Here is a 24,729-nt window from a genome sequence, read left to right on the forward strand (position 1 = left end):
ATGAAGTGCCTGCTATTGTTCAAGGTTGGTTCCTGGGGTCGGAAGCCGGAACAGCTCTTGCTTCCGTATTGGTGGGAGACGCTAATCCTTCAGGAAAACTTCCTTTCACCTTCCCTGCAAAACTGGAAGATGTAGGTGCTCATAAACTGGGCGAATATCCGGGTAATAAAGAAGAGCTGGCACAGTCTAAGCATAGAGGGGACACCATTAATGAAATCTATCGGGAAGATATTTTCGTAGGTTATCGCTGGGCGGATAAAGAGAAAATCAAACCGCTGTTCCCGTTCGGACACGGATTGAGCTACACTACTTTCGCCTATGGAAAACCCTCGGCCGACAAGAAAACAATGACTGCAGATGATGCCATTTCTTTCACAGTCAATGTGAAGAATACAGGCACTCGTGAAGGTCAGGAGGTTGTTCAGCTTTATATCAGTGATAAGAAATCCTCTCTCCCTCGTCCGGTAAAAGAGTTGAAAGGTTTCCAAAAAGTGAAATTGGCTCCGGGAGAAGAGAAAGCGGTAACGCTGACGATTGATAAGAAAGCATTGAGCTTCTTTGATGATGCCAAACACGAATGGGTGGCCGAACCGGGCAAGTTTGAAGCGGTTATTGGAAGTTCATCAAGAGATATTAAGGGAATTGTTCTGTTTGAATTAAAATAAGATCTGAATTTTAATATAACTCGTAAGATGTAAATATTTATTAGGGTTTCTCGTAGGAAAGCAATTGAATTGTTTGAAATAAGAGTAAGGAACAGAATAGGGATGGAAATTTCAACTATACTGGGCGATTGTCGGAAAATAAAAAAATGTGTAGTTATATTTTTTATTGAAAAGGCTGTTTTGTATATAATAATATTCTGTTGAGCCAAAGCCTAGTACTATTATGGACTTCAAATGGAAAACGAATCTAATACGACTAGACCTAGATATTGAAAAATATATTATATGGCTGATTAGGGAATTTTTTCTCACTACTTATTTTGGGGGTAGTCAAGCAGGAATGAAGGATGTAAGTATAGATTATTATGTGTTTAAAAATTAAAATATTCTCGGGATATATTATCTTGATATTCCTGCTTGTCTTGACCATTTGTCTCTTCCGTAAGGAACAGATGAAGCGAAACTGTTTGCAACAGGATGAACAGGAACTGCTTCATTTCTGGCATCTGACCGGAGAAGCCTACGCCGGCCTGCTGGATCTGGCTACTTATGGAGAGACGGTCAGTGTGTGGGACGAGAATGACCGGAGTACTTATCAGAAAAGGAGAAACGAGGTATGCGGCACATTACAGTCCTTGAAGCAATATGTCCATGCATCCGGACAACGGGTGCATATAGATTCGCTGTGCCTGCTTCTGGCGAGAAAGGAACAGTTGCTTGACACGGTAATGCATACGTTCAGCCGTTTTCGTGAAGCCGGTGAAATCATAAACCGGAAAATCCCGGTGATTGCATCCCATATCCGCGAAGAGAAAGTGTCTGTTGGAGTCAAAGAGGAAGTTTCGAAGAAAAGTTTTTGGTCCTTCCTCAAACGTAAGAAGAGAAAATCCGTTTATTCGGAACAGAAGGAAAAACGGGAACGGCTACAACCTGCAGAAAAAGACCGGGAGATCTCAACTGCAAGTATGCTTCATTCTCTAAACAAGGAACTGACCGGCAGGCAGGAGACTGAGCGTGAACGGCTGCTGGTACAAATGGAGCGTCTGTACAATAACAATATGGCATTAAATTGCAGGTTGTATGGTATCATCAGGGATTTTGAATCGGAGACCGACCGGCGCCTTGAGGAACGTTACATGCAGTTCCTTTGGGCACGAGACCGGTCCTTTTATACGGTTTCCACTCTTGCCGTCTTTATTTCATTGCTGACTATTTTACTTTATATCATCATACATCGGGAGTTGAACCGGCGGAACCGATACCGACATCAGCTGGAAGCTTCCAACTTGGAAAACATGGAACTCCTCCAATCCAGGAAGCGTATGATGCTGACTATCGCCCATGACCTGCGCTCTCCCCTTGCCACTATCAGAGCAACGGCGGAACTGCTGCCCGGTGAAAAGGAAAGGGCCGGACAGGAGGAATATGCCGAAAATATCCGGCATGCATCGGACTATATGCTTTCTCTGGTTGATACACTGATGAATTTCTATCTGCTTGATACAGGACAGGCACGGGAGAATATTTCCGTTTTTTGTCTGGAAACCCTGTTCAGGGAGATTACCAACAATTACATGCCGCTCGTTCAAAAGAAAGGATTGCAACTGTTGACCCGGTATTCCGGCATGAACGCTGTTGTCAGTTGTGACAAGGGACATTTACAGCAGATTGTGAATAATCTGCTTTCCAACGCTCTGAAATTTACCGGGAAAGGATATATCCGGCTGGAGGTGACATTCAACGTCGGCGAACTGTGTATTAAAGTACAGGATACGGGAGCGGGAATGAATGATGAGGAACAGAAGCGGATATTCAATGCGTTCGAAAGGCTTGACAATGCCCGTGGTGTTTCCGGTTTCGGACTTGGCCTTGCCATCGTTTCTCAGCTTGTTTCACAGCTGGGCGGTTCCATCGGGGTAGAGAGTCACCCGAGGAAAGGCAGTTGTTTTACCGTATCTCTGCCCCTTTTCCCTGCTGACAGTAGTTCCTTGAAGGAGAAGTTACAATTTCCGTCTGATTATCAAATGGAAGGCCTGCGTATTCTTCTTCTTGATGATGACCCGAGACAGCTTTCCGTAACACGTGAGATATTCAGGCGAAACCGGGTTGAATGTGACTGTTATACCGATTTCCGGCAGGTGGTTGCAAAATTACGGGATGAGGATTATGATGCGTTGCTGACGGATATCCGCATGCCTGACATGGACGGGTTCGGGTTGCTGGAGTTGTTACGTTCATCCAATATGGAAAGGGCCGGAACAATTCCGGTCATAGCCGTGACTGCCGATATGGATCCGGAAGAGGAGTACCTTTCCCGGGGATTTGCCGGATGTATCCGTAAACCCTTCCGGATGAATGAGCTGCTGGAAACCGTTTCCCGAATTGTCAGAGAAAATAGGCGGACGGCATGGCAACCGGATTTTTCCCTGATTTTGACCGGGGAGGACAACAAGGGGGAGATGCTTGGTATCTTCATCTGGGAAAGCCGCAAGGATCTTGACAGATTGCACGGGGCGTTGGAAAGGGATGATCGTCAGACAGTCCGTGAGATTCTGCACAAGAACCTTCCCCTGTGGACAAGTGTCCGCCTTGATTATCCGATAGAGGAACTGCAGGCTATTGTACTGTCTGAACCGGAACTCTGGACGGAAGAACAGATAAGGTGTATCTATAAAGTAGGAAAAGCTGCCGGGAAACTAATTGCCTGTGCTGAAAATATGAAGAAGAATATAAAATAAGCAAATGAAAAATATACTGATTATAGAGGATGATGTTGTCTTCAGTCGCAGTATCAGTAACTGGCTGAAGAAAAAGGGTATGGCAACCGCTTATGTGGTTACACTCTCGGCAGCCCGTAAGGAACTTCAGGCTAAGGAGTTCGACCTTGTCCTGGCAGACCTGCGTCTGCCGGACGGCAGCAGTATGGAGCTGCTGAAGTGGATGAAGGGAAAACATTATTCCATCCCGTTCCTTATTATGACCAGTTACGGCCAGGTGGAGAATGCGGTGGAAGCCATGCAGCTTGGGGCTTCCAATTACCTTTGCAAGCCGGTACATCCGGACCGGCTTTGGGAAGTCATAGAAAAAGAGTTCAGCCGTCCGCAGCATGGCAGTACGGAATTCTACCGTGGTGAAAGTGAAAAGGCCCGTGAGATGTACCGGCTGATAGGCCCTGTGGCCCGTTCTGACATGTCCGTCTTGCTTCGTGGAGCATCGGGTACGGGTAAGGAACATATTGCCGCCGAGATTCATGAGCGGAGCCTGCGCAGGCACAAGCCTTTTGTAGCTGTGGACTGCGGTGCCGTTTCCGATGACCTTGTCAGATCCGAATTCTTCGGGTACTGCAAAGGGGCGTTCACCGGTGCGGACAGTGACAAGGCGGGACTTTTCCAGGCTGCCGAAGGTGGTACGTTGTTCCTTGATGAAATCGGTAACCTTGCTCCCGTAAATCAGATGAAACTGCTTCGCGCCCTGCAAGAAAAGCGTTACCTGCCGGTCGGGACAGTCAGGGAACGGCCCTTTGACATCCGCCTTATCGCCGCCACCAATGCGGATCTGGAGAAGGCCATTGCGGAAGGGAGTTTCCGTGAGGACCTGTACCACCGTCTGAACGAGTTCACTATCCGGGTTCCCCTGCTCTCCGAATGCGGGGAGGATATCCTTCCGTTGGCTGAATTCTTTCTGAAGCAGTTTTCCGCAAGATACGGGAAATCGGTTCAGGGCTTCGACCGGGAAGCGGCTGCCGTGTTACGGCAATACGGCTGGCCGGGGAATATCCGTGAACTGAAGAATACCGTCCGGCGTGCCGTCGTGTTTGCCGGGGAGGGGCGGATATCCGCACAGGAACTGAATCTGGATCAGGGCATGAAATTGGGAAACATGATTGTCTGTCCGGAAAAGGAGGAGCAGCAGATACTTCGGATACTTGGGCAGACCGGTAACAACCGCACCCTTACCGCCCGTGTACTCGGCATCAGCCGGACTGCCCTGTATTACAAGCTGAGGAAATACGGTATTGTGTGAATAAGGGAATATAGGACAGCCCCCGGAAAACGGGGGCTGTTTCATCTTTCAAAATTATGGAGGAGGAAATGCGCATTTATTCCTGTTTCCCGTTTCTCTTCTTTTTGTCATCTTCATTCTCCAGTCCCAGCCTTCTGCAGAGTTCCGGGTCATTTTTAATGCGTTCCATTTCCATGTTGATGATTGCCTGGGCATCCGCCTTGATCCTGTCATAGTTCCGCCCGATCTGCTGCGTCATGATGTCGTTTCCCTCCCTGTCCCTGAATTCATTGATGACGGGTATTTTTCTGTAATTCTTCTCTTCCCCGCTGACTTTTTCATGGTCCACGATGATTTCGGCGTGGAATATCTTCTGTTCTATTTTTTCTCCGAAGTTGTCCGATACGGCACCAACGAATGTTCCTTGTGAAAGGTTGGCTATCTTGGAGGCAGGAATAAGAGAGTCGAGTTGCGTGTTGATTGAGGTGGACACATCCTGCCGGTTGATGGATACGGACTGCCGCTTCTGGAGTACTTTCCCGAACCGCTCTGAAAGTGTCCTGGCTGTTTCCCCGACCACCTGTCCACTAAAAATATTGCCCACAGTATTTTGCACCACTTTGGATTCTTTTTCACCATAATCGCGGTTTAACTGGCTGAAATCCTGAAAGCCCAGACAGACCGCTACCTTGTTGCTTCGTGCCGTGGCAATCAAATTGTCCAGTCCCCTGAAATATATAGTCGGTAGTTCGTCAATGATTACCGTACTTTTCAGTTGTCCTTTTTTATTGATCAGCTTTACAATGCGGGAATTGTACAATCCCAGGGCCGCCGAATAGATATTCTGCCGGTCGGGATTATTGCCTACGCACAGCAGTTTCGGTTCGTTCGGGTTGTTGATGTCTAAGGAAAAATCATTACCTGTCATTACCCAGTAAAGTTGTGGCGAAATCATTCTGGTGAGCGGGATTTTTGCACTGGCAATCTGCCCCTGGAGCTGATCCTGAGCTCCGGATTTCCAGGCGTCCATAAAGGGTGAAAGGTAGTTCTCCAGCTCCGGATAAGAGGTTAATATAGTAAATAAATCTGAATACGGTTTGTTCAGCAGTTCCACCGCATGCGGGAATGTACAATAGATGCCGTTTTTGTAAATCTTTAAATACCAGATAATTGCCGCCAGAAGAATGATGGGTGATTCCACGAAGAAATCCCCCTGTTTCTCAATCCACGTTTTGTTCAAATTTAGCATGATTGTGTAGCTTGCTTCATATGCATCCGAGATGTCCGTCATGAACTCCGGATTGATAGGGTTACATCTATGTGATCTACGCGGGTCATCAAAATTAATGACATAGAATTTGGGCTTTACCTTGTATTTATCCATATTATTTAACAATGTGTTATATGCAATTGTGGATAAATCGTCAAACTTGTAATCGTAAATGTAACAACTGTATCCCTTTGAAATCATCTGGCGTATGTAGTTGTTTACCACTGCGTATGATTTTCCCGAACCGGGTGTGCCAAGCACGATGGTTGCGCGGAAGGGATTCACCACATTTATCCATCCGTCATTGAGCCTCCCCTGATACTGAAACTTTGTCGGCAGGTTGACTGAGTATTCATTTTCCATCAACCGTGTTTCCTGTTGGAAAGACTCGTTTTCGAGATTGAACACGTCCTCCATCAGGTTGTGCCTGTATAGACGGCTCATCCACAATCCTGCCATCAGCAGGCAAAGATAGCCGGACACCAATGTGAATACATAAAGTGCGGTGACAGCCGCATGGTGCAGGGTCAAATCCAATATCCACCAGTTGAGAAAGAAAAGGATGCATCCTGCGAAGAGTGCTGCATGGATTTTGTGCCGGGTGATCTTCTCGCCCTTGACACCTTTTGTTCCCAGACACGAGACGGCCATCAGCAGGGTAGCTGCCAGCTTGCTCCATAGGACGCAATTGAAGATTCCGGTTGTATTGTTGAAGTTCATAATTATCTTGTCTGTCACTTCCAGATTTAAATTCCAGCTGGCAATGCTCGGATAACAATACACGTATACGTGTACCACCAAAAGAAAAATGCTCACCGCCCTTCCGAATTCCATTATTTTGGCGAGTGCTCTCAAATCGTCTTCCTGTTGCATAATACTTATGTGTAAATGGGGGTAATAATCAGTTTACCTTAAATACCGCGAGACTTTCGTTTCGCTTTTCTCCTTTTCTTCATCCGGCGTGCAAGGGCCTCCTCCCCGTAATCCACCGGATTGGTTTCCATGGAGAATATGCCTGCCGCCTGTTCCAATGCGCTTCCCGGTTCTGCCTTGTGCGAATGGTGCTGCCATAGTTCGGTACCGGTATGTGCGGAACGTTCTGTGGCAGGTATGCCGTCCCACCATTTGAAAAGTTCATTGTAAATGTTAGCGGAAAACTCCTTGCCCATGCGCGAACCGTTGAATACTTCCCGCCTGTTATGGTCGATGAACGTGACACCGTAGATACGTCCCTGCTCATTTTCCCGGAATACTGCATCAATGCGGGCTTTCTTTAATAGTCCGGCCAGTTCTTCACGCGAACGTGCGTGCCGCATGGCATAAACCACCTGTGCATGAATAGCCGGTGCCCATTTACCATCCTTGAAATCCCTGGTGTGTGAAAGCATCCTCTTTTCCAGGCGTTCGTTCCCGAAACGCTTGCCGAAGCGTGAACTCTTGAAAGGCGGGCTGACCACTTTCCCGCTATCATCGGTTGCCGAGTAGATAATACCGGTATAAGGTTCGCCTTTGAATTCTCCCCGTACCTGCCTGGCTTCAATATTGAAGGTAGACAGTACCGCGCTGTATTCCCCGAATGTCTGGAAGCGGTAACTTCCTAATACGGCTTTTAGGGTGTTGCTTATCTGATGCCGTATGTCTCCCCCGGACGTATTTACCTTCTTTAACTCCGCTTTCGGGTTCCGTTCTTCCATATCCGCACTATTGCGTAATCCGAAGTCTGTTTCCAATTCCCGGCAGGCGGTCATGGAACGGCGGTGCTCGAAAGAATCATTGATTTTCCGTCCCTCTTCATCCACGCATACACTTACGATATGAATATGCGTATTGTACGTATCAGCGTGTTTATAGGTAATGTAGGGCTGATTGCCATATCCCATCTTCTGCATGTACATTTGTGCCAGTTCTGCCAGCTGTCCATCATCAAGTTTGTCCTCCGGTGCCGGACTGAGTGCGATGTGCAGGACAGGCTTCTCCGTGTTCCTGTTTGCCAGCAGGTAATTCTCAAAGGAGAGCAAGGCAAGACGCATGTCCTCGCCCGGTCGTCCCGGGCGGTCTGAAATCATCCGGTTGCCGGAGAGTATTTCAGCCGTCCCTTTCTCTACTTTCTCGTGGTTGTAATGCAGTGCCCCGTACAGGCTGGCTCCATGACTTATTTTTGCAACCATTTCTTTTGGTATTCTTCGGTTAGTGCTATAACTTTTTTAGTCAGTAGCATCAGTTCAAGTGTCATTTTCTCCAGTTTGTAAAGTAGCGACATCGCTCGTTTCTCCCCGAAATTGGTCTTGATGGCACGTACGACCTGATTGTAGTTGTTACCGACGGCCTGGAATTGTCTGTGAAATTCCGTAAGGCGGATGTAGTAATCCATTGTCGCCTTGTCGATTTTAACCACTTTGATTGTGCCACCGAAAATGGCTTTTTTGATGAAACGTGTTTTGTCTTTTGCCTCTGATTCGGTAACCAACTTTTCGAACCTCGTGTTCTCTCCGGCATTCAGGCGGAAGCTGTATTTGTAGTCCGCCGGATCGCTTTTGGGCTTTCTGCCCGTTTTTGCTCTCGATTCTTCCTTCATACTCATTGCATAATTATGGTCCGTCCTTTTTTCTCTTCCGGAATTTCCGACTTTGGAGGAAATTCCCCGACTGTCAGGTCGGGCAAGCTGTTTTCGTCGGACAGGACACTTCCTGTCGGACGAAAACACAACTTGCTATGTTCGTTTGAACATAGAATCCTCCTTCGTCGGATTGCTGCGCGACGTTCACGGCGTGCTGTTGTCCGATGAAGCATGGTTTCCTCCATTGTCTTATTCCGACTTTGCAAAGTTATGAAGGACTAAATGCTTGTGAAATAGAAGTTTATGTGACAAGTGATGACATCTGATGACATGTCATGTCAGGTGAAGCGGATTTTAGTTATTGTATCAAAAATCCGTTCTACTTTTGGAACATGATAGTGAAAGGACAGTGTAATCTGATGATAAAACTATGAGATTTTATTCGTGTGTCAGGCTGTTATTTCGGCACAAATAAATAATAGTGTGTCAACATTATAAAATAAGGAAATGACGACAGGGAAATATAATTATACAATAAAAGTCTGTTATAAAATGATGGCAGGGCAATATGAGTATAACGTTTTACCGTACGGTTATAATCAGATATTGTTCTTATAAGCCAGAACTGGTTCGACATGTTCTGATAAGGATGCATTTTCTGTCTCTCTTTTATAGGAATATGATGCGGTTGCAGTGTGGAAAACATGCAATGTTTTTCAGAGAATTTCCAAACAATAAGATACCGGAACGATAGAATACCGGGGTAATAAAGAAACAAATAATGAGAATGTGAAACTGATTATTAACCAACCATTTGAAACGTATGAGCAAACAATGTATTTTTATTGCCTTGAGCAATCAGAAAGGCGGAGTGGGCAAATCCACCATGACGGTGCTTCTTGCCAGTTATTTTCATTATGTGAGAGGTAAAACTGTCGCGGTCATGGATTGTGACTATCCGCAGTTCAGTATTCAGACCTTACGTGACCGTGATGTGTCAAATGTAGAGAAAAGTGAACAGCTCCAGCGGAAGCTTTGTGAGCAGTATGAGCGGGTCGGTAAAAAAGCCTATCCTATTGTTACTGCCGGAGCAGACAAGGTTCTGGAAGCGGCAGGCAGTCTGTCGGAAACTTGTGACCTTATTTTCTTTGATTTACCCGGAACGGTAAACTCTCCGGGAGTACTCGAGGCCATTATGAATATGGATTATGTGTTCACTCCAGTTATACAGGACCGGATGGTGATGCAGAGCAGTCTGTCATTCGTTTCCACCATCCAGGATTTCATCCGCCGACATCCTCAGGTGCCACTGAAAGAAATCCGCTTGTTTTGGAACAGGATTGATGGACGTGTTTCCAAGGACATTTATAAGTTATACAATGAAATTTTTGGTAAGATCGGGCTGTCAGTACTTGATACGGTAATGCCAGACATGGAGCGTTACAATAAGGAGGCTACCACAGGCAGTCGGTTCCTTTTCAGAAGTACGTTTTTCCCTCCTTCCGAGACCTTACTGAAAGGAAGTAACCTGGATATGCTGGTTACGGAAATTGAAAGTATTATTCACTTGTGAGCACTTAGATTATGATAAAAAGAGAAGCTTTCAGTGTTAATGCAGAACGATTGAAGGAAATAATGGCAAAAGAAACGTCTGCTGATGGTACTCCAAAAAAATCCCGGATTGAAGAGGATACACAGATCCCGCAGAGACAGGACGTGCCGGAAAAATCGTTGGTTGCCCCGCGAAAGACAGACCGTACGGTTTCCGCTATTGCGGAAAAGGTTGAAAAGTATGAAATGATTTTCCTTAGTCGTAAGGAATCAGTGCATCGCAAGCAGACTTATATCAGTTATGAGACCTATCGCAAACTTGCTCGTATCCTGCCGTTACTGAGTGAACGTATGACGGTTCCAGTTTTTTTGGACAATGTGCTGGACCATCATCTGAAGTTGTATGATGAGGAACTTGGTGAACTGGTTCGTCGTAATACCCAAAATACACTTTAATTATGGAACAGATTTTTATTTACCCGATTTTGGTTTTTACCAGTTATTTGTTATATAAGGTGTTCAATTTGAAAAGCCGTGAAAACAAGTTGAGAAATGAGAAGTCCTGTTTACAGGATACATTAGATACACTTATAAAAGCGGAAGAACATCTTAGTGAAGTGGAAGTGTCCAATGACCTCTCTGAAGACCCCGTTAAGCCGTCTGATGAAGCACCAGACATTGATGCTTATACAAGAACTTTTTTATGTAGAAAAACAGGCGGAGTGAGAAGGCAGACTTATGTGAATTCTCCATATTATGAATACCTGTCCCGTATGCTGCCGGTTATTGCACCCGGTACGTCTATTCCCATGTTCCTGAATAACCTGTTGGAAGAACATTTGCATCGGTATAGTAGCCTACACGACCGGCTATATGTACAGAAGACCAAAGACACTATAAAGGAATTTAATGAATGGATAAGTTGATTTACATGTCGGTACATCTGGTCTGTCTTGTTTATATATTATATAAAGTATGGGGCTGGAAAAGTAAAGTGTATGAGATCTGCATATTACTTTATGAGAAAAAGTCGGAAAAGAATTTTGTGAATGAGAAACCGTTTGATTCTTCAGTACCGATTGATGAAACTGACGTAATTGGACATACCCGCTTTGTTTTTCTGGATGAGAATGTCGGAGAGACAGTATCTCCCTATATGAGCCAGCCTTTGGATATGGAGTCGGATTATATAGGGGGGGAGGAAGATACACCGGAAGAGGAAGTGGAATGTAGTTTACCTTTGGAGGAAATGAGAATGTTGAAAGAAGAGCAGGAAGAATTGGATGCTATATCTCCTGAAACGGATGTAGTGTCCCAGGCTGTGACGCCGGATGATCTTGACAATGCCGGTGACGTATTGTTCAAGTTGAATGATGCGGATAAGGACGAGGAAAAGTCCCTCCGTGCTGCTATTACTTTGTATACCATCCGAAATACGGACCTGTATGATGTCTTTTCATCGCAGATGGAGAATAAAGAGGTTATTGAAAAACTGTTTGGAAAATATTTGGATGGGAATGGCATTCCTTTCCCGTTGAAAGATAATAAGAGGAAGCAGTCACAGCATAATTGGCGGAATCTTTTTTGACACTTTTTACTTGTATGAATTTAGGGGAGAGCCTGTATACCGAATAAATGTTATGCAGGCTTTATCTTTTTGATAGTTATGGCTAAGAAAGATTTTCTCTCTTCTAATTTGTTAGTTCAATATTTTTATTATATCTTGGCATTTAATTTCAGTTAAGTTTGTTTGATGCATCTTTTTTCTATTTACGTATAGAAATGGAGTGTAATCTGATACTATTTGAGAGGAAAAATTTCAGCTAATTTAAAAAAGTCCTAAATTATAAGGAGGTTTATATGATAAATAAAAGTCATTTATTTTTGCGCAATGAACAAGGAACTTCACTTTATTTTGACCGTACTCGTGGACGTGATGATTCAGAAGAAAACAAAAATGAGATTGAGAAGAACTATCGATATCAAAAAGATAAATTGTATGAATCTTATGTTGAATTTGAAAGAAGCAGGAGCCTTCGTCATGAGCGTAGAAGTAGTAGAATAGCTGGACTTTCTCATTATGATCTTATCTCCATTGATTTCTTAAAGATGGTGGGAGATCAATTGGCCCGTGAAATAGAACGAAAGTATGGACTTGCAGCTGTGAATTTTTCGAATTTCAATCAAACAGTACTTTTTGCTATAACAGAAGAAGAACGTTTTGAGCAAAATTTTAAAAGACAGATAGAGGCATATTATGCTGAACAAGAAAATATTGTACCTGATGAGTGTAAAACTATCACGACTATTCATCAATTTGAATATTTGGATAGTAAAGAAATCAGAAATGGAATGTCATCCAGCTATTATTCAAAGGATATGGTTGTTCAATTAATAGACGACAATCTTCTTATACAAAAAACTTATGCTGATATTAAAAATAGAATGTTTGAATTCCTTTCTTCGAGGCAAATAGAGATAAAGGAATTAACATCCCGTTTATTTCAGATAGATAGCATTGATGAAAAAACTTTGGATGAGTTATTGGATAACTATGACATTATTCAGCAGGTGCAAGGCCTCAGACATTTGTTGATTCGTCCTGATGAATCTGGCAATCCTCAGTTATGTGATGGACTGTGTCTTAGTTTAGTTCCAAATGCACCGACTATTGGAATTATAGATACCGGTATAGAGGCTGTTTCATCCTTACGGCCAATTTTGGCTGATGATGGCATTGATATTGTTTCACCTGCTGCTCCAAATCCTTATCATGTTGAGGTCGATCATGGTACAACTGTTGCCTCTTTGGCTTCGTTTGGTGATGATTTTTTTAATAATCCAAATTCTAATTTAACAGCTGATGCAAAGGTTTTTTCTATAAAAGTTCAGGCAATGGAGGAAGGACAGACTAATCTATCCGGTATTCAAACCGCGATTCGAAAGGCCTATATGGATTATGGTATCCGCATTTTTAATCTTTCGATGACAGCTGGTTGTAAGAATTATAATTCAGATATTTCAGCTTATGCCTATGTGCTTGATAAATTGGCTTATGAACTTGATATCTTAGTTTTTATTTCAGCAGGAAATCTTGATAAGCAAGATATTGAACAAATTGAATTAGAAAGAAGGGGACCCAACACCGATGGTTTTATACAGGATTTCTTAAAGTATCCACATCATTTTTATGATCCTTTTATAAAGATAGAGGATTCTCCGGTTCATGTCTGTGAATGTACAAATATAAGTGAGCCGGCCGAGAGCATGAATAATATAACAGTCGGAGCTTTAGCGGATAATTTGAGAGATGGCAATGATTATACCGATTTATCCTTAGGAAAGGAATATCCAGCTTATTATTCAAGAAAATACTATGTTGATTATAATCAACAGATTAATAATACAGGATTTAAAAAGAATCAAAAGAATAGCCATCTTTTTAAACCGGATATCGTAATGCCCGGAGGGGATTTATTGAATAGTAATTCAAAAATGCAAGTGCTTGGTTTGAATAATGGATGTCTTGCATATGTCTTTGGTTCTGGAACAAGCTACGCCGCTCCTTTGGCTGCCAATATAGCAGCCAAGATAGTGCGAATATATCCAGGGTTAAGAATGCAGACAGTAAAAGCTTTGATTATTAATAGTGCAAACGAGTTGGATAATAGATATTTGCTTCCTTTGATTGATACACTTAAAGCTAAAGATAATCCAGATTATCCATCTGTTGATAAGAAAGAAAAGACAAAACTTTCCTTAAAGTATAGTTCTGATTTGTTAGGTCATTATTTGTCCGGCTATGGGAAGCCTGATATTAAGAAATGTTTGTATTCTGATGATAAAAGGGTGACTTTCATAGTTGAAGGAATGATACAATTTGATAGTTACAAGGTTATCAATCTAAACATACCGGTTTATTTGTATGATCATCCTAATAAACAAAAAGCATTGATTATTAATGCTACGTTATGTTATCGATTCGATCCTATATTTGGTAACTCGATGTCGTATCTTCCAATTCATATAAGTTTTAATATGGGAAACAGTATGAATCATAATGATGTGAAAGCAAATGCTGAAGAATATTCTAGAATGCGTGCGAAAGATGACAATGATAGAATGGCTATCAAATCTAAAATGTCATCTTGGTCAGATGATTTTTTTCCGGCAAATACCAAGCTGTTTTCTAATGTACAGAAAATGAGGATGAGTCTGGTAGCAGAAAACCTGCGACATATAGATGGACAGATGGCTATTATTTTTAGATGTACTGGTCGTGATACTGCAACACTGTCTTCTCAATTGAATGTTGCTCACCCTTTTTCTTTTGTATTTACTATTGAAGAAGTACCTTCGGAAGAGTTAGCGGAAGAGAGTCTTTATGATGAAATATCCTTGGATAATTCGGTTGAAAGCATAGCAAATCTGGAAACAGAACTTACTTTAAATGCAGAAGGTTGAGGATTCCTCAACCTTCTTTTATTTCATTTGATATTAATTTCTTCCATATTTGCGTTTGGATGATATTATCTGTATGTCCATCCAAAATTGTACGTTTTATTGCATTCAATAAAGTTCGTTTTATTACATAGTACGAAATATTATGGCAATCTTCAATAATAGAATCTTTTAATTCGGAATTATCAAAAGTAAATCGGCCATTGATAGTGCGGTCTATTAAACTTCTTACCTGATCAATCTGGGGAAAATCCAATTTTAGAGATAAGTCAAAACGTCTTATTAAAGCATCATCAATCATTTGTAGTTGATTCGTGGCTGCTATGATAATAGAATTTTGACTCATAAAGTCGAAAAGTTGTAAGATGGTATTTACGACTCTTTTCATTTCACCATGATCCTGGTCATAATCTCTGATCTTACCCAGGCTATCAAACTCGTCCAATAGAATAATAGCCTTTTCGTGGCAGGCTTTTTTAAATATTCTAGTTAGATTTTTACTGGTTTCACCTAATTTGGAAGAAACTACTGCACCTAGATTTACAATAATGAGTGGTTGCTGCAATTCTCCAGCCAAGACATAAGCAGCTAATGTTTTTCCACAACCAGAAGGACCATGCAGGATAATTTTATTGGAGACAGGAATGCTCATGTCATGTAAAGATTCTGCTGCTTTACGTTCTTTAATAAAATATTCAAACTCTTCTTTGACGTCCGGAGTGCAGATTAAATCTTTCATTTTGAAAGATGACATAACAGTTTGCAAAATAATATTGTCAGAATTTGAATCTATATCTTGATTGGTGTAGATTTCCTTCAATTTCCCAATTTCTTCCTTTCTTGTAGAATCCTTGATAATAGATTGGAGTTGGGCTGCAAATTTGGCTCTATTATTTTTTTGGGAGTAGTCCACAAAATCGTATAAGGCTTCACGCAAATGATTTTGGTCATTTGCTAAAGCTAAACGTGCAATTTCTTTTATATAGTCAAACTGACTCATTATACAGTATTTATTTGGCAAAGTAACCATTTTTTTTAGAGTTTCCCAAGGGAATAACAAAGAATTTATATAAAGTGTTTTTAAAAGTTTGATTTTAATTTAGGATACTTTTAAAAATTGCAATGATGAATCGTATCTATATTATAAAATGGTTTTTACTATCATTTTCCGGTGGTTATGAGACATCTGCTGACATTTGCTGCCACCTGATGAAATGTTTGTATCATGGTCTTTTGTCTCTTCCTATATTTGCGTTCGAATTCAAATTTATGTTTCACCTTAAACGATTCTACAATGAGAAAGAGAATCCTTTTTTCAGTGCTTTTCGCGTTTTTCGCAGCCGGCTCTTTTGCGCAGGGGCAGGGGCTTGCGGGCATTAACGAAGCTACGAGCATGCTGACCTCGTATTTCGATCCGGCAACCAAACTGTGCTATGCCATCGGCGCGGTGCTTGGACTGGTCGGGGGTATCAAGACCTACAGCAAGTTTTCAAGCGGCGATCCCGATACCAGCAAGACGGCAGCCAGCTGGTTTTTCGCCTGTATATTTTTGATTGTGGCCGCCACTATCCTGCGTTCCTTCTTCCTCTAGAGGCTATGGAATATGAGATAAACAAAGGCGCGGGTAATCCTTTGGAATTCAAGGGCCTAAAATCACAATACCTTTTTATTTTTGCGGGCGGGCTTGTCGCGGTGCTGCTTGTGGTGGTCATCCTTTATATAGCCGGTGTGAACCAGTGGATATGCATTCCTTTCGGGCTCCTGTCCGGTTCGCTGCTGGTCTGGCTGACTTTCCGCCTGAATGCCCGGTATGGTGAACACGGCCTTATGAAGCTGCTGTCGGGGAAACGCCATCCTCGTTATCTGATCCACCGCAGGAGATTATTCCGATTACTGACCAAAAGAAGAAAGAAATGAGAAATGTATTGAAAGCTGAAACGCTTGAACGTAAGTTCCCCCTGCTGTCTGTGGAGAACGGCTGCATTGTCAGCAAGGACGCCGACCTGACCGTGGCCTTTGAGGTGGAACTTCCCGAACTGTTTACTATGACTGCGGCCGAATACGAGGCTGTCCACTCGTCCTGGGTAAAGGCTGTCAAAGTGCTGCCGGATTTTTCGGTTGTCTGCAAGCAGGACTGGTTCACGAAGGAGACCTACCGTCCTGATTTCCGGGACGGTGAACAGAGCTTCCTATCGAAAAGCTATGAGCGTCATTTCAACGAGCGCCCGTACCTGAACCACAAATGCTACCTGTATCTGACGAAGACCACGCGTGAGCGCAGCCGGCAGAGGAGTGACTTTAACAGCCTCTGCCGCGGTTCCCTTCTGCCCAAGGAGATGGTTGACAAGGACACGGCGCTCCGGTTTCTGGAAGCTGTGGAACAGTTCGAGCGTATCATGAACGATTCCGGCCATGTCAGCCTGCGCAGGCTGGAGGCGGACGAGATTACCGGCACTGAGGGACGTCCCGGACTGGTGGAGAAATATTTCTCCCTGTCGCTGGAGGATGAAACCGCCGTGCTTCAGGACATCTGTCTTAATCCCGGCGGTATGCGTGTGGGTGACAAGCGGCTGTGTGTGCATACCCTTTCTGATACGGAGGACCTTCCCGGCAGGGTGTCCACCGATATGCGTTATGAGCGTATGTCCACCGACCGCAGTGACTGCCGCCTCTCGTTCGCCGCTCCCGTCGGCCTGTTGCTTCCCTGTAACCATATCTATTCGCAGTATGTGTTTATAGACGATGCGCAGGAGATTCTCCGTACGATGGAAAAAACTTCCCGCAACATGCTCTCCCTCTCGAAGTACAGCCGGAGCAATGCGGTAAACCGGGAGTGGACGGAGATGTATCTGGATGAAGCCCATACGAAGGGCGTATTGCCCGTCCGCTGCCACTGCAACGTGACGGCGTGGGCTGAAGACAGGGAGGAACTCAGACGTGTGAAGAACGATACCGGCAGCCAGCTTGCCATGATGGAATGCACGCCGAGGCACAATACGGTGGATGCCCCGGTGCTCTACTGGGCTGGCATTCCCGGCAATGCGGGCGATTTTCCTGCAGAGGAGTCGTTCTACACTTTTCTGGAACAGGCCGTCTGTCTCTTTACGGCTGAAACCAATTACCGGAGTTCTCCCAGTCCGTTCGGCATCCGTATGGCTGACCGCCGGAACGGCATCCCCCTGCATGTTGACATCAGCGACCTGCCGATGAAACGCGGTATCATCACGAACCGCAACAAGTTCGTTCTCGGTCCCAGCGGTAGCGGCAAATCCTTTTTTACCAACCACCTGGTCAGACAATATTATGAACAGGGCACACATATCTTGCTGGTGGATACGGGCAACAGCTACCAGGGACTGTGCCGTATGATCCATGACCGTACGCACGGTGAGGACGGCATCTATATAACGTATGAGGAGGATAATCCGATAGCTTTTAATCCTTTTTATACGGACTCCGGACAGTTTGACGTTGAAAAACGTGAGAGTATCAAGACGCTGATCCTGACTTTGTGGAAACGGGAGGACGAAGCCCCGAAACGTTCGGAGGAGGTGGCCCTGTCGGGTGCGGTGAATGCCTATATCCGCCGGATTACGGATGACAGGGCGTCCAGGCCGGATTTTAACGGCTTCTATGAGTTTGTCCGTGATGACTACCGCCGTATGATCGAGCAAAAGAAGGTGCGTGAAAAGGACTTCGATATTGACGGCTTTCTGAATGTACTGGAACCGTTTTACAGGGGCGGGGACTATGACTTCCTGCTGAACTCGGACAGGGAGCTGGACCTGACGAACAAACGGTTCATAGTCTTTGAACTGGACAACATCTCCTCCAACAAGGTCCTGCTTCCGGTGGTTACGCTTATTATCATGGAAACCTTTATTTCCAAGATGAGAAAGCTCAGGGGAATCCGCAAGATGATATTGCTGGAAGAAGCCTGGAAGGCATTGATGTCCCCCAATATGGCTACCTATATCCAGTACTTGTTCAAAACCGTCAGAAAGTATTTCGGTGAGGCCGTGGTAGTGACGCAGGAGGTGGACGACATCATCTCTTCGGATATTGTCAAGGAGGCGATCATCAACAACTCGGACTGCAAGATACTGCTTGACCAGCGTAAATATATGAACAAGTTCGAACATATCCAGAAACTTCTGGGACTGACGGAGAAGGAGAGGGGTCAGATCCTTTCCATCAACCGTGCGAACCGTCCCGGACCTTTCTACCGTGAAGTCTGGATCGGGCTGGGCGGAACACACTCAGCCGTTTATGCGACGGAGGTCAGCGCGGAGGAGTATACGGTGTACACGACCGAAGAATCCGAGAAGCTGGAACTCCATGAACTGACGCGGGAACTGGGCGGCAATCTGGAGCTCGCCGTCCGGCGGCTGGCTGAGAGGAAAAGAGAGGAACAAAAACAAGTATCAACCCCTAAATGAACGAAGTTATGAGAAACAGACAATTGGTGAGGCTGGCGGTATGCCTGGTCGGCATGGCCGCCATGGTATTGCAAAGTTGTATGGAAGCAAACGGAACGGACTGTGACAGACTCTGCGGTTCGTGGAGCAGCGTGGAGGGTAAGCCTGACGTGCTGGTCTACAAGGAAGGCGGAGCCTATAAGGTGACGGTCTTTTCCCGCAGCGGAAAGACACGTGTCCTGAAACCGCGGACCTACCTGTTGGTCGAGGAGAACGGCAACCTTTTCATCAACACCGGATACCGCATTGACGTATCCTATAATGAAGCGACCGACGTGCTGACTTTTTCCCCTCACGGTGATTATGTACGTAATGAAAACAGACGATGAGAACGGGAGGCATATGGAAAAAGGCAAGCCTTGTTTGTACGGTGTTTCTGCTGGCAACCGTACAGTCAAGTGCTCAGTGGGTGGTTACCGATCCCGGAAACCTGGCCCAGGGTATCATCAACATGTCGGACAATATTGCGCATACCTCCAAGACGGCCACGAACACCGCGCAGAGCTTTTCCGAAACGGTCAATATCTATGAGCAGTCAAAAAAATACTATGACGCCCTTAAATCCGTGAACAACCTGGTGAGAGACGCCCGCAAGGTGCGTGAAATCATCCTGATGGTGGGTGACGTGTCGGATATCTATGTCACCGGCTTCGGCAGGATGATGAAGGATGAGAATTTCTCGGCAAGGGAACTGGACGCCATCGCTTCCGGTTATACGAAACTTCTGGAGGAGAGCAACGGCGTATTGCAGGATCTGAAGCAGGTAATAGATGTCAGCACCCTCTCCATGACGGACAAGGACCGCATGGACGTGGTGGATGAGTGTTACCGTGACATGCGCCGTTACCGGAACCTTGTCAGTTATTATACGAACAGGAATATCGCCGTGAGCTACCTGCGTGCCAGGAAGAGGAACGACATGGACCGCGTAATGAGGCTCTATGGTGATGAAACCTCCAGATACTGGTAGCCTATGGTATTGTTGTCGATAGATTTTGCCAGCCTCCATGCGATACTGGAGAGTCTGTACAATGAGATGATGCCTCTTTGCGAGGACATGTTGGGTGTGGCGAAGGGCGTTGCAGGACTGGGTGCCCTGTTTTATGTCGCCCTCCGCGTCTGGCAGTCGATGGCCCGTGCCGAGCCGGTGGACGTCTATCCGTTGCTTCGCCCTTTTGCGCTGGGTATCTGTATCCTGCTGTTTCCGACACTGGTGCTGGGAACGATGAACAGTATTTTAAGTCCCATTGTGCAGGGGACCCACAGGATGCTGGAAGGGCAGACACTGGACATGCAGCAGTACAGGGCGCAGAAAGACCGGCTGGAGAGGGAGGCCATGATGCGCAATCCCGAAACCGCCTATCTGGTCAGCGACGAGGAGTTTGACCGCCAGCTGGACGAGCTCGGCTGGTCTCCGGGAGACGCCGCCACCCGTCTGGGAATGTATATGGAAGTGGGCATGTATAATTTGGAGAAGAGTATCCGTGACGCTTTCCGCAGCCTGCTGGAACTGCTCTTTGCAGCCGCTTCGTTGCTGATAGATACGGTACGGACCTTTTTCCTGGTGGTACTTTCCGTGCTGGGTCCGATAGCCTTCTCCATTTCGGTGTGGGACGGCTTGCAGTCCACGCTCGGGCAGTGGTTCACAAGATATATATCGGTCTACCTGTGGCTTCCTGTCAGCGATCTGTTCAGTTGCATGCTTGCCAAGATACAGGTGCTTATGCTTCAGAACGATATTGCCGAACTGCAGGGAAATCCCGATTATTCACTGGACAATTCGAACTGCGTGTACATCATTTTCATGTTGATCGGGATTGTCGGTTATTTTACCGTTCCGACCGTTTCCGGCTGGATTGTCCAGGCGGGAGGTGGCGGCAACTATTCCCGCAATCTGAACCGTACGGCGACTAAAGCCGGTGGTTTCACTGCCGGTGCCGGCGGTGCGGCACTGGGTAATATCGGAGGGCGTATACGTGGAAAATAAACAATCAAAAACGATTCACAGATGGAATTCAAGTCATTGACTAATATTGAAAGCAGCTTCAGGCGTATCCGCCTGATGCTGGCAGCCTTTGTATGCTGCTGCACGCTCATTACCGGCTATTCGTTGTGGAGCTCCTACAGCTTTGCCGAGAAGCAGCGTGAAAAGATCTATGTGCTGGACGGCGGCAAGTCGCTGATGCTTGCGCTCTCGCAGGACCTTTCGCAGAACCGTCCGGCGGAAGCCAGGGAGCACGTGAGGCGCTTCCATGAACTCTTCTTCAGTCTTTCGCCGCAGAAGGACGCCATCGAGCACAATATCCACCGGGCTCTGCTGCTGGCTGACAAGAGTGCCTACCATTATTATGTGGACCTTGCCGAGAAAGGGTATTACAACCGTCTGATTTCGGGTAACATCAACCAGGTTGTCCAGGTGGACAGCGTGTCTTGCGACTTCAACAGTTATCCCTATAAGGCGAGGACGTATGCCCGGCAGATGATCATCCGTGAGAGCAACGTGACGGAGCGCAGCCTGGTGACGGAGTGCCGGCTTCAGAATGCTGTCAGGTCGGATGACAATCCGAACGGGTTCATTATCGAGCATTTTACCATTACGGAAAACAGGGATTTAAGGAGTGCCGACCGATGAGAAGAAGAAAATACCCGTGGAAACAGGCGGACATCCTGATACACCGATACTGCCGCAGACTGACGACAGGGCAGCGGTTGGCTGTCATCACCGTTGCATTTGCACTGTTTGTGGCAGGCTGCCTGTATATGATCCTCTCTTCCCTTTCCGGTTTCGGAGAACCGGGCGGGGGACTGAAAATTGAGCATATCCGTCCTTTGGATATAAAGCCGGAGAAAGATACAACCATTCACTTTAAAGACTATTATGATTATGGACATTCAGAAAATCAGGACACTGTTAGGCTTGTCTGCTGACAGACCTTTGAGTCCGGAGGAAAAACGCAGGCGTACCAGATATATTGTCTATCCCGCCATGTGCCTGCTCTTTGCAGGTTCGTTATGGCTGATTTATTCGCCGTCTGAGAAGGAGAGGGCGGCGGAGGAGAAAGAGAAGGGATTTAATACGGATATTCCTTCCCCCGGACAGCAAAGGATGGACGGCAACAAGGTGGACGCTTATGAGCGTGAAGAATTGGAGAAAAAGGATAAGTATCGTAAAAATGCATTTCAGGAGATGGCCTCGCTGTTCGGCAGTTCCGGTAAGGATATGGTGCACCTGCCTGAAGGCATGGCGGAATTACCGGTGGAAGAGGCGGATAACCCCTCTACAGGTTCCCATAATATTGTCCGTTCTTCTGCCGGTGCCTACCGTAACATGAACCGTACGCTGGATAATTTTTATACCCGTGCGGAGAACTCCGAAAGGAATGAACTGCTCCGACGTATCGAAGAGCTGGAACATGAACGGCAGATGAAAAAGCCGTCTCAGGAGACTACGATGGAAGAGAAAATGGCGCTGATGGAGAAATCCTATGAACTGGCTGCCCGGTACAACGGGAGACAGGTGGCGACGACTTCTCCGGCAATGGATAAAAGACAGCGGACGGCTGTCAAACCGGTAAAACAGGTCCGGCATCAGGTGGTGTCTTCCCTGTCACAACCCGCGAGCAACGGGGAATCAGGGAACGGATTTGCGGGGGAAAGGAATGTAGGGTTCAATACTCCTGTGGGGAAAGTGCTGACTTCTGACAGGAATACCATTCCTGCCTGCGTACACGGTACACAGACTGTTTCGGACGGTCAGGCGCTACGTATCCGCCTGCTGGAACCAATGGTGGTCGATGACCGGTTTATTCCTAAGGGGACGATCCTGACCGGCGGAGTCCGTATGGAAGGTGAACGGCTTGATATCCTTGTTCAGGCGGTTGAATATAAAGGTACGGTTATTCCTGTAGAACTGGAGGTTTACGATGCGGACGGCCAGCGGGGAATACCGGTTCCCAACTCGATGGAGTATGATGCGGCACGTGAGATAGCGGCAAATATGGGAACCTCCATGAACGGCAGTATTAATATCTCTACGGATGCCGGGGTGCAGATCGCTTCGGACCTGGGAAAAGGAGTGATACAGGGCGTGTCGGGATATGTCGCTAAAAAGATGTGGACGGTGAAGGTCACTCTGAAAGCAGGACACAGGCTGTTGCTTCATTCTCCCGAACAGTGAGACACAAAAGCAGTAAAAGAAAATCAATCATTAACCAACCAATCAAGATGCAATCGGATATGAAAAAGATTCTGATGATGTTTTTTGCCCTGATGACGGGTGTGACGGCTGCCAGTGCGCAGTTGAGTAGCGGGGATTTTTTTGAGGGACTGAGCCGCAAGATCGGCTTTAGCAGGATGATAGCCCCGCACGGGCTGGAAATCACTTATGATAAAACGGTACATGTCATATTTCCTTCCCCGATCAAGTATGTGGACCTGGGGTCCACCAATCTGATAGCCGGAAAGGCGGATGCGGCGGAGAACGTGATCCGTGTGAAAGCGGCTAAAAAGCATTTCCGGGATGAGACGAACATGAGCGTGATCACTGAAGATGGAAATTTTTACACGTTCAATGTCAGGTATGCGGATGAACCGCTCCTGCTGAACGTGGAGATGTGCGATTTCATCCATGACGGTGAAACGGTGAACCGTCCGAACAATGCCATGGAAATCTATTTGCAGGAACTGGGCAATGAGTCCCCGCGTCTGGTACGCCTGATTATGAAGTCCGTGCACAGGCAGGACAAAAGACGGGTCAGACATATCGGCTGTAAACGTTTCGGGGTCCAGTTCCTGCTTAGGGGGCTTTATACCCATAATGACCTGCTGTACTTTCATACACAGCTAAGGAATGAGACGAATGTCCCGTTTGATGTGGATTTCGTGACCTTTAAGATTGTTGATAAAAAAATCGTGAAACGTACCGCTATGCAGGAACAGGTGATCTATCCTTTGCGTGCCTGCAACTATGTGACCCGTGTGGATGGAAAGGCCTCGGAACGTACGGTGTTCGCGTTACCCAAATTTACGATACCGGAGGACAAGAAACTGGTGGTGGAGATGTATGAGAAACAGGGAGGCCGCCACCAGATGTTTGAGGTGGATAATGAGGACCTTGTGCGTGCTGAACCCGTTAACGAATTGAAGGTACGATGAGAATGACCGGAAAATTTGTGTTGCTGCTTGCGGCTATGCTTGCCCTGTTTCTGGGGCAGGCGCAGGCCCAACGCTGCCTGCCGGGTATGAAAGGTGTGCAGCTAATGGCGGATATGGTTGACGGTTTTTATTGCGGGAAGGAACGTAATGATACGGGATTCGCTTTCGGACTTGCCGTTTCTACCTATGCCAAGGGAGGAAACAAATGGGTATCGGGTATTGAAATCATGCGGCGGTATTATCCCTACCGTAATACACGTATCCCTTTGGAGCAGTATACTGCGGAAGGCGGCTACTATTACAATTTCTTTTCCGACCTGGGGAAAAATGTATTTCTGAATATTGGTGCTTCGGGATTGATGGGGTATGAAACTGTAAACGGTGGAAAGGGACTGCTCTTTGACGGTGCCGTCCTGAAAAAACACGAATCGTTCATTTATGGCGGTGCAGTGACACTGGAAGCGGAAACTTATCTTTCAGACAAGGTCGTCCTGTTACTGCGTCTTCGTGAACGTGTTTTTTGGAGGAGTGCCGCAAAGCACTTCCATACCCAATATGGCTTGGGCATCAAATACATTTTATAATGACTAA

The 24,729-nt window shown here is 45.8% G+C and carries 23 protein-coding genes and 1 pseudogene; 19 read left to right on the forward strand and 5 right to left on the reverse strand.

Features of this window, described 5'->3' with window-relative positions; all coding sequences use genetic code 11:
- The 3 genes from DW173_RS24210 to DW173_RS19650 form a co-directional block, all read left to right on the forward strand.
- The coding region (locus tag DW173_RS24210; protein WP_233562235.1) for a fibronectin type III-like domain-contianing protein at positions 1-665 on the forward strand (665 nt) is incomplete at its 5' end.
- A 365-nt stretch (positions 666-1,030) separates the two neighbouring features.
- Complete coding sequence (locus DW173_RS19645; protein ID WP_120145043.1) at positions 1,031-3,403, forward strand: ATP-binding protein; 2,373 nt, start codon at positions 1,031-1,033, stop codon at positions 3,401-3,403.
- A gap of 4 nt (positions 3,404-3,407) precedes the next feature.
- Positions 3,408-4,688: a sigma-54-dependent transcriptional regulator gene (locus tag DW173_RS19650; RefSeq protein WP_120145044.1), complete on the forward strand. Its 1,281-nt coding sequence runs from the start codon at positions 3,408-3,410 to the stop codon at positions 4,686-4,688.
- A 76-nt stretch (positions 4,689-4,764) separates the two neighbouring features.
- Here the strand turns inward: DW173_RS19650 and mobC are convergent, their stop codons facing one another.
- From mobC to DW173_RS19670, 4 genes are read right to left on the reverse strand one after another with little or no spacing between them, the layout of a single operon-like run.
- Entirely contained in the window at positions 4,765-6,810 is a 2,046-nt protein-coding gene (gene mobC, locus DW173_RS19655) for a conjugal transfer protein MobC (protein WP_120145045.1), read from the reverse strand.
- Between the two features lie 38 nt (positions 6,811-6,848).
- Positions 6,849-8,105, reverse strand: coding sequence for a conjugal transfer protein MobB (gene mobB, locus DW173_RS19660; RefSeq protein WP_199722852.1), 1,257 nt, complete (start codon positions 8,103-8,105; stop codon positions 6,849-6,851).
- Positions 8,090-8,512 carry a conjugal transfer protein MobA gene (mobA, locus tag DW173_RS19665; protein ID WP_120145091.1) on the reverse strand — a complete coding sequence of 141 codons (423 nt, stop codon included), beginning with the start codon at positions 8,510-8,512 and terminating at the stop codon, positions 8,090-8,092. Before mobA ends, mobB begins: the two co-directional genes overlap by 16 nt.
- 2 nt (positions 8,513-8,514) lie before the next feature.
- Positions 8,515-8,739 carry a hypothetical protein gene (locus DW173_RS19670; protein WP_120145046.1) on the reverse strand — a complete coding sequence of 75 codons (225 nt, stop codon included), beginning with the start codon at positions 8,737-8,739 and terminating at the stop codon, positions 8,515-8,517.
- A gap of 578 nt (positions 8,740-9,317) precedes the next feature.
- Between DW173_RS19670 and DW173_RS19680 the strand changes: the two genes are divergently transcribed.
- The 5 genes from DW173_RS19680 (at position 9,318) to DW173_RS19700 (ending at position 14,509) form a co-directional block, all read left to right on the forward strand.
- Positions 9,318-10,067, forward strand: coding sequence for an AAA family ATPase (locus DW173_RS19680; RefSeq protein WP_004323187.1), 750 nt, complete (start codon positions 9,318-9,320; stop codon positions 10,065-10,067).
- 11 nt (positions 10,068-10,078) lie between these two features.
- Positions 10,079-10,501 carry a DUF3408 domain-containing protein gene (locus DW173_RS19685; protein WP_004323186.1) on the forward strand — a complete coding sequence of 141 codons (423 nt, stop codon included), beginning with the start codon at positions 10,079-10,081 and terminating at the stop codon, positions 10,499-10,501.
- 2 nt (positions 10,502-10,503) lie between these two features.
- Positions 10,504-10,971 (forward strand): DUF3408 domain-containing protein, encoded by a 468-nt coding sequence (locus DW173_RS19690; protein WP_120145048.1) that lies wholly within the window; start codon positions 10,504-10,506, stop codon positions 10,969-10,971.
- Complete coding sequence (locus DW173_RS19695; RefSeq protein WP_120145049.1) at positions 10,959-11,633, forward strand: DUF4122 family protein; 675 nt, start codon at positions 10,959-10,961, stop codon at positions 11,631-11,633. Before DW173_RS19690 ends, DW173_RS19695 begins: the two co-directional genes overlap by 13 nt.
- A 272-nt stretch (positions 11,634-11,905) precedes the next feature.
- Positions 11,906-14,509: a S8 family serine peptidase gene (locus DW173_RS19700; protein ID WP_233562238.1), complete on the forward strand. Its 2,604-nt coding sequence runs from the start codon at positions 11,906-11,908 to the stop codon at positions 14,507-14,509.
- A 7-nt stretch (positions 14,510-14,516) separates the two neighbouring features.
- On the opposite strand, the gene DW173_RS19705 is transcribed toward DW173_RS19700, so the two are convergent.
- Positions 14,517-15,506 (reverse strand): AAA family ATPase, encoded by a 990-nt coding sequence (locus tag DW173_RS19705; RefSeq protein ID WP_120145050.1) that lies wholly within the window; start codon positions 15,504-15,506, stop codon positions 14,517-14,519.
- A 209-nt stretch (positions 15,507-15,715) separates the two neighbouring features.
- Between DW173_RS19705 and DW173_RS19710 the strand changes: the two are divergent.
- The 11 genes and pseudogenes from DW173_RS19710 to DW173_RS19760 all read left to right on the forward strand — a co-directional run bounded on the left by DW173_RS19710 (position 15,716) and on the right by DW173_RS19760 (position 24,722).
- A pseudogene (locus DW173_RS19710) lies at positions 15,716-16,097 on the forward strand (DUF4134 domain-containing protein).
- Between the two features lie 5 nt (positions 16,098-16,102).
- A complete protein-coding gene (locus tag DW173_RS19715) occupies positions 16,103-16,423 on the forward strand; it encodes a DUF4133 domain-containing protein (protein ID WP_004297787.1) in 321 nt (106 codons plus the stop codon).
- Complete coding sequence (locus DW173_RS19720) at positions 16,420-18,945, forward strand: TraG family conjugative transposon ATPase (protein ID WP_120145051.1); 2,526 nt, start codon at positions 16,420-16,422, stop codon at positions 18,943-18,945. The genes DW173_RS19715 and DW173_RS19720 overlap by 4 nt, the downstream gene beginning before the upstream one ends.
- 8 nt (positions 18,946-18,953) lie before the next feature.
- Positions 18,954-19,313 carry a DUF3876 domain-containing protein gene (locus DW173_RS19725; RefSeq protein ID WP_165938053.1) on the forward strand — a complete coding sequence of 120 codons (360 nt, stop codon included), beginning with the start codon at positions 18,954-18,956 and terminating at the stop codon, positions 19,311-19,313.
- Entirely contained in the window at positions 19,310-19,954 is a 645-nt protein-coding gene (locus DW173_RS19730; RefSeq protein WP_120145052.1) for a DUF4141 domain-containing protein, read from the forward strand. The genes DW173_RS19725 and DW173_RS19730 overlap by 4 nt, the downstream gene beginning before the upstream one ends.
- Positions 19,955-19,957: 3 nt before the next feature.
- A complete protein-coding gene (gene traJ, locus DW173_RS19735) occupies positions 19,958-20,971 on the forward strand; it encodes a conjugative transposon protein TraJ (protein ID WP_120145053.1) in 1,014 nt (337 codons plus the stop codon).
- A gap of 21 nt (positions 20,972-20,992) precedes the next feature.
- Positions 20,993-21,616 (forward strand): conjugative transposon protein TraK, encoded by a 624-nt coding sequence (gene traK / locus DW173_RS19740; protein ID WP_120145054.1) that lies wholly within the window; start codon positions 20,993-20,995, stop codon positions 21,614-21,616.
- Positions 21,613-21,912, forward strand: coding sequence for a TraL conjugative transposon family protein (locus DW173_RS19745; RefSeq protein ID WP_120145055.1), 300 nt, complete (start codon positions 21,613-21,615; stop codon positions 21,910-21,912). Before traK ends, DW173_RS19745 begins: the two co-directional genes overlap by 4 nt.
- On the forward strand, positions 21,863-23,161 hold the full coding sequence (gene traM, locus DW173_RS19750) for a conjugative transposon protein TraM (RefSeq protein ID WP_120145056.1): 1,299 nt from the start codon (positions 21,863-21,865) through the stop codon (positions 23,159-23,161). The genes DW173_RS19745 and traM overlap by 50 nt, the downstream gene beginning before the upstream one ends.
- A gap of 59 nt (positions 23,162-23,220) precedes the next feature.
- Positions 23,221-24,138 (forward strand): conjugative transposon protein TraN, encoded by a 918-nt coding sequence (gene traN / locus DW173_RS19755; RefSeq protein ID WP_060451330.1) that lies wholly within the window; start codon positions 23,221-23,223, stop codon positions 24,136-24,138.
- Positions 24,135-24,722 carry a conjugal transfer protein TraO gene (locus tag DW173_RS19760; RefSeq protein ID WP_120145058.1) on the forward strand — a complete coding sequence of 196 codons (588 nt, stop codon included), beginning with the start codon at positions 24,135-24,137 and terminating at the stop codon, positions 24,720-24,722. Before traN ends, DW173_RS19760 begins: the two co-directional genes overlap by 4 nt.
- Positions 24,723-24,729 lie beyond the last annotated feature (7 nt).

Source organism: Bacteroides sp. AM16-13 (genome assembly GCF_003602705.1).
Classification (GTDB): domain Bacteria; phylum Bacteroidota; class Bacteroidia; order Bacteroidales; family Bacteroidaceae; genus Bacteroides; species Bacteroides xylanisolvens.